The following is a 13270-nucleotide window of genomic DNA, read 5'->3' as shown; positions in this document are numbered from 1 at the left end:
GTCCAGCACCTGACTGGGTCGGCGCTGAAGGTCGAGGGCGCTGTGCGGAGGAGGCCGCCCCACGATCATCGCCCCCGGTGAGCGACTGAATGCGTGAAATCAAAGCATCCAGTTGACTGTCGACCTCTGGCTTTTGTCCCGATGCGTCCGAGGGAGCGTGTCCCATGGGGTATTCCTTGTAGCGTTGGCCGAGTGTTCCTGCCCGAGTGTTCTTATCCCGAGTTTGCCAATCCAAGTCTTCTTGACCGAGCAACCCTTGCCGATCGATTTGCCATGTCCGGGCAGGTGGGCGAAACGGGGGTGCGGCACCAATTGGCACGAAACTCGCGGTCGAGCCGATGCGAGCCGATGTTGGGGTGCGTAAAACTCTTATCGTCAGGCGGTGTTGGCTGGCTACTGAGCGAGCAAAACAAGCCTCAGAAGCAGATTGTTGGTAAAGCACGGCCTAACTGACAAAGCTTTCCAAAGAACGAAAACATCCTCAAATCCCCGTGATTAGTGAACTTTTGGGCGAACCTGACCGATGCAAAGCGTGACTGAGAAGCGGTCGCGGAGAATAATTTCTGAAAAAGCTCTCAACGGCTATTGCGAAGCGAGGGCCCTGCCCCTATCTTTCCGCCTCGCAAGCAAGGAACGGCAAGTCGAAAGCGACCTGCCGAGGGAGAAATCCCCGAGTTAAAAACTTTTTAACAAACTTTAACTCGAACCACTTGACGAGAAAAAACAACGCCCTAAGATTTGGGCCCCACGGGTAACGCTCAACAACGAGCCGCACCCGTCATTGATATTTGACAATTTGGTTGATGAATACTCTGTTGAGTTCAGCATTTGCGAGATCGCTCGTGCTGGGTTGCTTAGAGGCAGCAATGCTTCGAAGCAATTCAAAACAAAAAAGGCGAATCGCTGGGTCGTTAACCGAACGGCCCGGAGCAGAATCAACTTTCGGTTTCACTTTGATTTCCCCGAGTCAGCTTGCTGGCTCGTGAATCGATACAAAATTGAAGGGTTTGATCCTGGCTCAGAATGAACGTTGGCGGCGTGGATTAGGCATGCAAGTCGTGCGAGAAGAGTTTTTTGCTTGCATTAAACTCGGACAGCGGCGGAAGGGAGAGTAACGCGTGGTTACATGCCTCAGGGACCGGGATAGCGTTGGGAAACTGGCGGTAATACCGGATAACATCTAAGGATCAAATGGTGTGATTCCGCCCTGAGATTGGACCGCGTACTATTAGCTTGTTGGTGAGGTAATGGCTCACCAAGGCTCTGATGGTTACCGGGTGTGAGAGCATGGCCCGGCTCACTGGGACTGAGACACTGCCCAGACACCTACGGGTGGCTGCAGTCGAGAATCTTCGGCAATGGACGAAAGTCTGACCGAGCGACGCCGCGTGCGGGATGAAGGCCCTCGGGTTGTAAACCGCTGTCAGTTTGGAGGAAAGGTCTGTGAAGAGCAGACTTTGACCGATATTCAGAGGAAGGACGGGCTAAGTTCGTGCCAGCAGCCGCGGTAAGACGAACCGTCCAAACGTTATTCGGTATCACTGGGCTTAAAGCGTGCGTAGGCGGCTTGGTAGGTGTGATGTGAAAGCCCACGGCTCAACCGTGGAATTGCGTCGCAAACCCCCAAGCTTGAGGAAGACAGGGGTGTTGGGAACTTATGGTGGAGCGGTGAAATGCGTTGATATCATAGGGAACACCGGTGGCGAAGGCGCAACACTGGGTCTTTTCTGACGCTGAGGCACGAAAGCTAGGGTAGCGAACGGGATTAGATACCCCGGTAGTCCTAGCTGTAAACGATGAGCACTGGGTTGGGGGAACTTCCACATTCTCCCGGCCGTAGCGAAAGCGTTAAGTGCTCCGCCTGGGGAGTATGGTCGCAAGGCTGAAACTCAAAGGAATTGACGGGGGCTCACACAAGCGGTGGAGGATGTGGCTTAATTCGAGGATACGCGAAGAACCTTATCCTAGATTTGACATGCTTGAGAATCCCTAAGAAATTAGAGAGTGCCCTTCGGGGAGCTCTTGCACAGGTGCTGCATGGCTGTCGTCAGCTCGTGTCGTGAGATGTCGGGTTAAGTCCCTTAACGAGCGAAACCCTTATCTTTAGTTGCCAGCGGGTAATGCCGGGGACTCTAAAGAGACTGCCGGTGTCAAACCGGAGGAAGGTGGGGATGACGTCAAGTCCTCATGGCCTTTATGTCTAGGGCTGCACACGTCCTACAATGGTACGGACAAATGGACGCAATACCGCGAGGTGGAGCAAATCCCAAAAACCGTACCTCAGTTCGGATTGCAGGCTGCAACTCGCCTGCATGAAGCCGGAATCGCTAGTAATCGTAGGTCAGCATACTACGGTGAATGTGTTCCTGAGCCTTGTACACACCGCCCGTCAAGCCACGAAAGTTGGGAGGGCCCGAAGTCGCTAAGCTAACCGTAAGGAGGCAGGCGCCGAAGGTCAGCTCGACGATTGGGACTAAGTCGTAACAAGGTAGCCGTAGGGGAACCTGCGGCTGGATCACCTCCTTTCTAAGGATTCTTAGAATTAGGTTGCGTTGTTTCCTCGGAAACAATTTTGTCGCAAGACATTCCGGGTGACCGGGCAACTGAATCCGTGGAAGTGATCTCGCAAACAACTCAACAGATTGATCGCCTAAGCAATTAGGAGATCAAGTTCATCACCAAATATCATCGAAAGACCCACTCGGCTAGTCGCCTGCCGAGTGGGTTTTTTCGTGCGCGCTCAGAATCGCCTCTCGACTCTCGCCTCCCATGACATCGTATGACTGCCCGCTTTTCGTGCTTCATCAGCACTCATTATGTGCAATCAAGACGCTGTGCATGTCCCAGTTGCTACGCATCCCCGTCAATCTGCCGCTGAACGTTTCTGCACGGGCAGCGCAGACCGCCAAAAACATTTCTAGCGGTTGATTCGCCGACACTGACAACGAGCAATGCTTTCATTGGATGCGAAGACGCTAATTGGTATGCACATTGCGTTCCATCTGTATTTCACGCTCCGACGTGGTCACTCTCCATTTTGTCCCCCCATGATTCTCCAGGCGAAATCCCATGGCTTCAGTGTTCGCAACGTTCAACGAGTCGACATCAACCTCCGGTGGCTCCATCGGTAATGGCGGAGGTGCGGGAGGCGGAAACACGCCGCGGCGTTCCGCCGTCTCCGCCGTCACCAACCGTCTGTCTCAGTCACAAACCATTTCGTTCGTTGACGTCCCTGCTCAGGATTACTACGCCAGCAATGTGTTCACCAAGGCGGTGATGAAGGAGCGGTTGCCCAAGCCCGTATTCAAATCGCTCATCAGCACCATCGATTCGGGCCATGCTCTGGATCCGGCCGTCGCCGATATGGTGGCATCCGCGATGAAAGACTGGGCGATGGAAAAGGGTGCGACGCACTATGCCCACGTTTTCTATCCTCTGACAGGAATCACAGCCGAGAAGCACGACAGTTTTTTTTCGCCCACCTCCGACGGCAGCACCCTGTCTGAGTTCAGTGGAAAACAGCTTTGCCAAGGTGAACCCGACGGATCCAGCTTTCCCAGCGGCGGAATTCGTGTCACTTCTCAAGCTCGGGGCTACACGATTTGGGACGTCACCAGTCCTGCATACATCCTCGAGAATCCAAACGGAACCACTCTCTGCATCCCCACCGCATTTGTTTCTTGGACGGGAGAGGCTCTGGATAAAAAAACTCCCGTTTTGCGGTCCATGCAGGCGCTCAACAAACACGCCCAGCGAGTGCTAAACGTTTTCGGCCACACTGATGGCGCTTTCGTCGCGTCCACCGCGGGCCCTGAACAAGAATACTTCCTTATCGACAGGAATTTTTACTACGCCCGACCCGACTTGCTCAATGCAGGGCGAACACTGTTCGGTGCCAAACCGCCCAAGGGACAAGAATTCGACGATCACTATTTCGGTGCGATCCCCGAGCGAGTGCTCGCGTTCATGTGCGAAGCCGAACGGGAGCTCTTTAAACTTGGAATTCCTGTCAAAACACGTCACAACGAAGTCGCTCCGGGACAATTCGAAGTCGCACCTGTCTTTGAATCCGCCAATGTCGCTGCCGATCACCAGCAATTGATGATGCTGACGCTCAATAAAGTGGCAACCAAATACGGGCTGGCGTGCCTGCTGCACGAAAAGCCATTCAAAGGCGTCAACGGTTCAGGAAAACACGTGAACTGGTCGTTGGGCAGTTCTTCGCAAGGAAACATGCTGGATCCGGGCGAAACTCCTCACGAAAATGCCCAGTTCCTGGTTTTCTGTGCCGCTGTGATTCGTGCGGTCTACAAACACCAAGGTTTGCTGCGTGCGGTCGTCGCCAGTGCGGGCAATGACCATCGCCTGGGTGCAAACGAAGCCCCTCCGGCAATCATTTCGATCTTCTTGGGAGATCAATTGACGGACATTTTTGAACAGATCAAAAAAGGTGGGGCCAGCAGCTCGTTGCCCAGCGGGACATTGGAGGTGGGTGTGGATGTTTTACCACCACTGCCAAAGGACGCCGGGGACCGAAACCGCACCAGCCCATTCGCCTTCACCGGAAATCGCTTCGAGTTTCGTGCGGTTGGTTCCAACCAATCAATCTCAGGTCCCTTGGTCGCGATGAACACCATCATCGCTGAATCGGTCGACTTTTGCGCGACCAAACTGGAGCAGGCGACCAAAGATGATCCGTCGGCGCTCAATGGTGCCGTGCAATCTTTGATCGCGGAGATCTTGGATGAATGTGGCGACATCATTTTCAACGGAGACGGTTATTCGAGCGAGTGGCACGAAGAGGCAGCCAAGCGTGGACTGCTAAACCTCAAGACCACCGCCGACGCGTTGCCCCATCTGATTTCGCCCGAAAACGCAGCGATGTTCTCCGAGTACGGCGTTCTGTCCGAGCGAGAGCTTCACAGCCGCCTGGAGACCTACCAAGAACAGTATTGCATGAGCGTGGATGTCGAAGCCAAGTTGGCATTGAACATCGCCAGGACAATGATTTTTCCTGCTGCCATCCGGTACCAGAACGAGCTGGCCTCGACGTGTGCGAATCTGAAAACCGTCGGGTACTCTTTCGACACCGACACCCTGGACGCCATCACGGGCTTGGTGAAATCGTTGCAAGATTCCATCGCCAAATTGGACTTGGCCGTCAACGATGATTCAGCAACCAATGCGGACGAGGCATGCCGACACCGCTGTGAAATCGTGTTGCCGAACATGTTGACCCTGCGAGAAACGGTCGACAAGCTCGAAGAGTTCATTGCCGATGACCTTTGGCCACTGCCGACGTACCAGGAGATGTTGTTCATCAAATAGAGCAGGGAAAGTAAACCTGTTCCCAATAAGACGGCCGCCTTGGTGAGCCGCAAGACGCTAGCCCGGATTATTCACGCCATTGACTACAGTCTTCGCAATGCGTTTGCACCAAACCGTTTACGCGGATTGGCACGAAAACAGTCTGCGCAAATCAGCCGCCACGCGATAGCGTCCGGTTCTCACGTCTGTAATCGGGAACCGGACGCTATCGCGCCAGCGGCTGATGAATAATCCGGGCTAGCCGCGGGCAAGTGTACAGTTGCTGACGGCTAGTGGCCTGGGGCAACTTAACGTTAGGGTTGTGGATCTTATTGGAACGTTTGGATAACAACATTTGTAGCTTGGGCACTCTTGCCCGAGAGATAACAAATAGAGACAGCAGTACAGGCGGATGTTTCCATGAATGCAATCGGTATGTACCAGCGTCGCGACGTGATCGACACACACCAAAAAGCGCTCGGTGTGAACCTCGATCCACGTCGCTACGGGACCTTTGCAGAGATCGGCGCGGGACAGGAGGTCGTCCGTTGGTTCTTTCGCGTCGGTGGCGGAGCCGGCACGATCGCCAAGAGCATTTCTGCGTATGACATGCAGGTCAGCGATGCAATCTATGGTCGTGCATCGCGTTACGTCTGCCGTGAACGTCTACAAGCGATGCTCGACTACGAGCATCGTTTGAACCTGGACCGTCTGCGAGAGGTCCGTGGAGACACCACCGCATTCTTTGCGTTTGCTGACACCGTCTCGGCGAGGAATTTCAAAGGGACCAACGAGTGTCATGGTTGGATGGGCATCAAGTTTCAAGCCCACCCCCGAGACGACGACAGCCAGATCATCATCCATGTCCGCATGCTCGATGGCGAGGCTGCGTTGCAGCAAGAGGCCCTGGGGATCGTCGGCGTGAACCTGATTCACGGCGCGCTGATGCTCAATCATGAACCGGAGCTGCTGGTTGATTCGTTGCTGGATGGTTTGACCACTTCACGAATCGAGATCGACATGATCGAGTTTTCCGGCATCGCCTTCAGGCATGTCGACAACCGATTGATGAGTCTGAAACTCGTGGAGCTCGGCCTGTCGGGCGCCGCCATGTTTGCGGCCGATGGCACCGTATTGCAGCCGTCGGAGTTTTTCTATCGCAAAGCCATTCTGGTGGAACGTGGCAGTTTCCGCCCCATCTGCAATGTCAATCTGGACATGCTTCGGTGTGCCCATGAAAAGTTCTCTCAGTTGCCTGAAGTTGCCGGCAAGGAGATCGTTCAAGTGATGGAGATCACGATGAACAATCTCAAGGCCACCGGTGAAATCGACATGCGAGATTTCCTCGCCCGCGCCGACGTGATCGCTGCCTGCGGAATGCCCGTGCTCATTTCAGACTATTTCCGATACTTCCGACTCGCTGCTTATCTGTCCCGATACACCAAGGAGAACATCGCGATCACGATGGGAGCAGCCAGCTTGATCGATTTATTTGATGAAAAGTATTACACCGGCTTGGAAGGCGGCGTGCTGGAATCATTTGGACGGCTGTTCAAAAACGATTTGAGACTCTATTGCTATCCGTTGCTCAACACCGACACGGGCGAACTGACCACATGCGACAACCTGCCCGTGACTCCTGAGTTGAGCAAGCTGTATGGATACCTGTTGGATCGCGGCGTCATCAACGCGTTGGATAACTACGACCCCAATTGTCTTACCGTGTTCTCGCGTGAAGTGTTGCGGCGAATCAGCGACGGCGACTCAAGCTGGGAATCGATGGTCCCACCAAGCGTCGCTGAGGTGATCAAGTCGAAGTGCTACTTTGGGTACCTGCCGCAGTGATGATCTGTCATGAGGCTCCGCTGTGCCTGAACCTGTAAATACACCTCAAAACCGAGGCTTTGGTCCAGAGACTAGCCCACATGACGAGCCGCGTCGTAGTGCACATTCGACGCACATGTCGGCGCCTCTGCGACGCATCGTCACCGGCGGTTTTCTATTCCTGGTGGTTTGCTTGGTCGCGGTCGGTGGCTACATCGGTGCCGGATGGAAAGTCGATGATGCGGTGTACATGGTCATCATCACAATCTTTGGTGTCGGCTATGGAGAGGTGAAACCGATCGAGACGCCGATGCTGCGTGCATTGACCATCGCCGTCATCATCGGCGGTTACGGTGCCGTGATCTACACCGTCGGCGGTTTCATGCAAATGTTGATTGACGGTGAATTGAATCGAGCTCTAGGAGCAAGACGTATGACGCGAGGAATTGAAAAGCTATCGGCCCACACCATCGTCTGTGGAATGGGACGCCTGGGAATGATCTTGGCACGGGAATTGGACCGTGCAGGCAAGCCTTTTGTGGCCATCGACATGGACTTGGAACGACTAGGGGAAGCAGAGTCGCGTGGCTACCTCGTGCTGCACGGGGATGCAACGGATGAGCATATCCTGGAGCAAGCCGGGATCGATCGCGCGTCGACCGTCGCGGCGGTACTCTCCCAAGATGCGGTGAATGTCTTTGTCACCATCACGGCTCGCGCAATGAATCAATCGGTCACGATCATCGCACGAGGCGAGAATCCGAGAACCGAGAAAAAGCTACTCGGGTGCGGCGCGAATCAGGTGATCCTGCCGACGGCGATCGGCGCGCAAAAGATGGCCCAATTGATCACCAAACCGACAGCGGAGAACCTCCTGAAAAGCATCCATGATCAAAGCACGCTTCGTGATGATCTACGTCAAATCGGCTTGCAGTTCAATGAGTTGTCGGTGCTGCCGGGATCTGAACTGGCGGGCAAAACGCTCGGTGAAATCGAGATTCGCGGCAATCTCGGCTACCTCGTCGTCGGCATCCGTCGCTCCGACGGCACAACAGATCTCAATCCAGGATCGAAAAGCATCTTGCATCCCAACGACATCGTCGTGGTCCTCAGTCACGATCAAGACCTCCCCGAACTGTCCCGTCGTTTCGAGCAAAAGAAACCCAAAATGACCTACCGCGGCGTCACGGTTGGGGAGTGACGACCATTCACCTCACGATCTCGTGTACTTGATCCACAGCCAGTGGTCCGATTTCGGTGACTTCGCCATCGGGCCAGCGAACGTTGACGTTCTGGACCGAGTCCGAGTCTGCCAAGCCGAAGGTCAGTGGGAGTTCGACTTGTGACAAGTAGCTCCGTGTCGGTGAAACCGTTTTCTGCAGCACCTCATCACCCACCGACACGGAAACGATCGCGCCGATGGCGTCTCGGTTGCATTTCTTGCCGTCGCCCACGAGCTTGATGCGTAACCAATGGTGCCCGAGATTCTGGTCATTGCGCAACAAACGAGGTTTTCGCCCCGTCGTTGTGATCAACAGATCGGTATCCCCATCGTTGTCGATATCCGCATACGTTGCGCCTCGTCCTGCCATGGGTACCAGCAAATCCTTGCCGACGTGCTCTTCATAGACCGGAACAAACTCGGTTTGAAATTCCGGCCCCGCATTCCAAAACATCTGCGGTGGTTGCTCATAGTGCTGACTGGGCTGAACTCGATTGATGTCTTCCTCCAAGTGCCCATTGGCACAAAACAAATCGAGCCGACCGTCGAGATCATAATCCACGTAGGCCAGACCGAACGTCAGTAACAGTCGCGTACTCGGCCCCAATCCGGTTGAGACGGCTTCATCATAAAACTGCATCTGCCCGGACTTGGTCACGTACAACGCGGTCATCTCGTTCGAGAAGTTGCCGATCGCGACCGCGAGCGACTTTTGATCACGGAACGCTGTGACATCGACACCCATCGCACCGCGTGCATTGCCGGAAGAATCAAACGCGATGCCGGTGATCGTGCCAACATCGGTAAAGTGACCTTTTCCATCATTCCGCAGCAACAGGTTCTGTACGGTGTCGTTCGCCACGACGATGTCCATCGCCCCGTTATCGTCGAAATCACAGAATGCGACACCGAGCGATTTTGAAAGCGGCAGGTCCGTCGTCATGTTTCGCACTTGGACTCCGGCAGCCTCCGAAACGTCGGTAAATTTTCCGTCTCCGTCATTGCGATACAGATAGGGAAAGGTGCCTTCAAAATTCTGTGGCCGGCCATAGGCGCGACCGCCACCGACCAACTGAAATCCCTGCGACTGATCGTACTGGCGACTCCAGCCGACATAGTTGCAGACAAACAGATCGAGGTCTCCGTCATTGTCGCAATCGAACCAGCCAGCGCTCGTGCTCCACCGATTCTCGTCGCCACCCACGGACGCTGATTCCGTCGTATCAACGAACTTGCCGTCGCCAAGATTTCGAAACAGTCGGTTCTTGCCGACCGCGGTGACAAAGACATCGACCAACCCGTCGTTGTCATAATCGCCGACGGCAGCGCCCATGGCATACATCGAAACGTCCAACCCTGATCCTTGACTGACGTCCACAAATTGACCTCCGTCATTGCGGTACAGAACCGATGTGCTGGTGCGATCGCTCGGCGAATCCCATGGCCAGTCCGATGAATTCACAAACAACAAATCCTGGTCACCGTCGTTGTCAAAGTCCAGGAAAGCAGCTCCGCCACCCATCGTTTCTGGCAGCAGTTTGTCGCCGACAGCACCGTTATTGTGCACAAACTCAATACCTGCCTCCGCGGTGATGTCTGTGAAGTTCACTGTGGGGACATCCACCTCGGGCAGCTCACGAACATCCACTGTCGCGAGCTCGGATTGGCGAACCGGTGGCGCGGGCTTGCTCCGCGACAAAGCGTAGGCGAGTGCGCCTCCGGCGACCAACAGCACAGCCAATGCGATCACAGAGCCACGAACAGCGCGATTGATCGCGGCGTCGTCCCGCAATTCGCTTTCGTCGACTTCCTCTCGTTCAGATCGAGTCTCACTGGACATCGGAGGCCTCCTCTTTGACTTCGGGCGTGATCGTTTTGATTTCATTCCGTTCTGTTTCCAATTCTCGCTGCAGCGGGTACTTCACCACGGCCTCGGCTGCGTGATCGGCTGCGGGATACTTTTCTCTCGCCAAACGTATTGCTCGCCCCTGAGCGTTATCATCCGGTTTGTAACGTAAATGCAACAGGCGATGTTTTTCGGCCAGCTCTTGATCGCCGAGTTTTTCGTACAGCAGTTGCAGATTGTGATGAGCTGTCACATTTTCAGGATCGATCTCCAAGGTGCGTTGGAATCTCGACACGGCCTCTTGGAAATAGCGTTGGCCTTCATCGTAACGCTTCTGTCGCTGACGAACATTTCCGATATCAAACTGGGTTCGCCCCAACAGGTTGATGACTTCGATGTCGAGACTGAAGTCAAACCCTCGCTTTTGCATGTCTTCGGTATTGTCCTCCAACACGCTTTTCAGGTTCTGTTCCGCCTGCTCCAATCGCCCCTGCTGAGCGTTTACCACCCCCGATAACCAAGCCCAGGTCCATCGTGGAAACCCTTCGGTCTCTCGATACTTATCGGCTCGTTGCAAAGCCACAACCGCTTCGTCCAAACGCCCTTCGGCGTTCAGCACACGAGCCAAATTCAACGGGCCATCGTAGCGATCCAGCTTTTCCACCTCCAGAAACGCTTCTTCGGCCTGACGCAATACGGCTTTCCCTTTGAGCAACAGACCGATCCCATAGTCATTCCATCGCTGCCACTGCGGGATCTCGCGTGTCGGATTTTCGGCCTGCTGTTGGACTCCCTCGACGGGAAACACAACCGTATCGACCGCCATCGTGGTGACAGGCAGATCATTGGTGTAATCCTTGCCCGCTTCGTGACCGCGAATGATCTGCCCTAGCTCTTCGTTGCGTTTGGCGACGAAGTCCATGTACTGGGCATCGAACTTTCGATAAAGCAGTTTCAGTTCAACTTTGATCGGTGCATCCACATCGTCGGGAATCTGCAATTCATAGTGGACGGTTTGCCCGGCCCCTGGTGGAATCTGGTGGTTGTACAAAGGAGTGAAGATGTCCTCGGCGTTGCGTCGACTGATCCGATTGCCGTCTTTGTCGAGCATGAAAACATTGACAAAATGCGACCACGGATCGACTTCATTGAACTTCTTTTCGTCAATCCAGCCACTCTTGCCGATCACCCGATCGCCGCTGGTCACCGTCACTTGTAACCAAATCTCATTGCTGTCGACGGTTCCCTGGGAGAACAGGTGCCCTAGTTTTAGTGTGCGGATCACCGTCTCCAACAAATACTTTCCACCGGGCTTGAGCGTCGGGACCTCGGGTCGCAGCGGGGCAGTGAGTGCTCCATCGATCTCGCCATCCTCGCGAATTCCGAAAATATCGACCCGCAGATTGCCCTTATGAAACTCCTCGTGGGCTGCGATGATCTCCTCTCGATCACGTAACCATGCGATGCCGGTATTGGCGGAGGGGAAGAGATGATTGTGAACACTCAGTTCCTCGGCATCGTCGAATTTTTTCGCGCCAAAATCGTTGGACGCGACCAGGGGCATATGGCATTTGCTGCAGTTGTCGACCGCCTTGGGAGGATAGTAGAAACTACGCGCGCCATGGCCAGAGACCCCACTGAACAGATAAGGGTCGTAGTGATTTTGCCCGCGAAGAAATTCTTTGTATCCGGTCAGCGCCGCGGGCAAATGCACCTTGTGGCATGTCGAGCAGAACTCGGCGGTCTTGTGAAAAGGTTTCAAGAAAGTCTTTTTGTGGAACGATGGTTTCGCCTTGACCAGTTGATTACTGATCCATTGCAGGGCGGCGTTGTCACTGCTGGCGAACGGATAGTGCAGAGGTTCCTCGATGGTGTAGTCCGCGTTGCCACGAACGCTGTTCACATTCGTGATCGCGTGACAAACCGTGCACGTGATGCCTGCCTTAGCCGTCGAGTGTTTCAACATGTCAAATTCCGGATCATCAAAGGCACCCGAAAAGAACGGCACGGGATCGTGACACCCGGCGCACCATCGCGAGGCTTGAACCGTTCCGTCTCGTTTGAGCGACATCTCACGGGTGCCGCTGACGCTGGCCAGGTACGGCGGATTGTTGAACGAACTGAAGCGATGGACACTGTCTGCCCAATCCTTGTGAATATCTGCGTGGCATTTCACACAGTAGTCGTCGTTCATCAACGCGTCCGCCGGTATGAAATCACCCGTAGAAGTCCGGGCCAACGACGGTTCGAAGTATTGAACGCCCGAATCGGGTCCGATCGAGTTCCACCGCCTGGGGTCCTGCATTTGCATCACGACCATTGCTGCGATCGCTGCCGCGGCAACTCCGGCGAAACTCATTCCGATTCGCCATTTGATGCGAGGGCCAGCCAAGCGGTGTAGCCAATACAACCAAACCGCAGCGAGCGGACAGGCGATGTGAAGCCAGTAAACCGTGTTTCTTGCGACGGGCTGTTTGAGGTCGAACCCGCCGATTCGTACGAGCAAGATGCCCGTAGCGAGAATGGCGAGACTGATGGCAAAGAGCGCATAGCCGATTCGTACGGCGCGACGGTTGCGGCGATCCTTTGTGTTCCACATGTGGACGAACCCAAAGATCACCAGCGGCAGAATCAACAGCAACCCAAGCACGAGGTGGGCAAGGAACATGTATTGATAGAAAAAGTCCTGATAGGTTTGGTTCTGAAACCATTCCAAAAACGTAACGATTGCCAAATAACCCGAGTTCGCAAATAGCAGAGCGACGAGTACAAAGATCAAATAAAGAAGCTTGCGAAGTCGAGGTCCGACCGCACGAACGTATTTTTTTCGGGGGGCCGGATTCTGTTGGAGAGCCGGTGCTGAGTCCCCATTTCCAGTGACGGAAGACATGAGTGAACCCTAGTGTGTTTTGATTCCATGAGCAGCGCTGCATCGCTCGTTGGATGCAACGTGACTGCGACCTGAAGGACTCAGCAGTGGAGTTGAGTCACTGCCTTCAAGCCGGCTATCAACAGATCGCCAACGCAGACAAACGCCGAGTAGACGAGTTGGAAACAAATGGCTGACGCAC

Annotated in this window: 5 protein-coding genes and 1 rRNA gene; 4 read left to right on the top strand and 2 right to left on the bottom strand. The window is 54.6% G+C overall.

Annotation, left to right across the window (positions count from 1 at the left end; translation table 11 throughout):
• Nucleotides 1-995 precede the first annotated feature (995 nt).
• The 4 genes from Pla52nx_RS24255 (at nucleotide 996) to Pla52nx_RS24240 (ending at nucleotide 8332) form a co-directional block, all read left to right on the top strand.
• Nucleotides 996-2526, top strand: a 16S ribosomal RNA gene (locus Pla52nx_RS24255).
• 543 nt (nucleotides 2527-3069) lie between these two features.
• Nucleotides 3070-5328: a glutamine synthetase III gene (locus Pla52nx_RS24250; protein ID WP_146522859.1), complete on the top strand. Its 2259-nt coding sequence runs from the start codon at nucleotides 3070-3072 to the stop codon at nucleotides 5326-5328.
• 399 nt (nucleotides 5329-5727) lie between these two features.
• Nucleotides 5728-7152, top strand: a complete 1425-nt coding sequence (locus Pla52nx_RS24245; RefSeq protein WP_146522860.1) for a TonB-dependent receptor — start codon at nucleotides 5728-5730, stop codon at nucleotides 7150-7152.
• A 115-nt stretch (nucleotides 7153-7267) separates the two neighbouring features.
• A complete protein-coding gene (locus Pla52nx_RS24240) occupies nucleotides 7268-8332 on the top strand; it encodes a potassium channel family protein (protein ID WP_146522861.1) in 1065 nt (354 codons plus the stop codon).
• Between the two features lie 7 nt (nucleotides 8333-8339).
• Here the strand turns inward: Pla52nx_RS24240 and Pla52nx_RS24235 are convergent, their stop codons facing one another.
• Together Pla52nx_RS24235 and Pla52nx_RS24230 are read right to left on the bottom strand one after the other, a co-directional pair.
• Complete coding sequence (locus tag Pla52nx_RS24235; protein ID WP_146522862.1) at nucleotides 8340-10193, bottom strand: CRTAC1 family protein; 1854 nt, start codon at nucleotides 10191-10193, stop codon at nucleotides 8340-8342.
• On the bottom strand, nucleotides 10183-13089 hold the full coding sequence (locus Pla52nx_RS24230) for a tetratricopeptide repeat protein (protein ID WP_146522863.1): 2907 nt from the start codon (nucleotides 13087-13089) through the stop codon (nucleotides 10183-10185). Before Pla52nx_RS24230 ends, Pla52nx_RS24235 begins: the two co-directional genes overlap by 11 nt.
• Nucleotides 13090-13270: the final 181 nt, after the last annotated feature.

This window comes from Stieleria varia (genome assembly GCF_038443385.1).
Lineage (GTDB): Bacteria > Planctomycetota > Planctomycetia > Pirellulales > Pirellulaceae > Stieleria > Stieleria varia.
The sequence above is the reverse complement of the archived record's forward strand: the minus strand, read 5'-3'. Positions and strand labels throughout refer to the sequence as shown.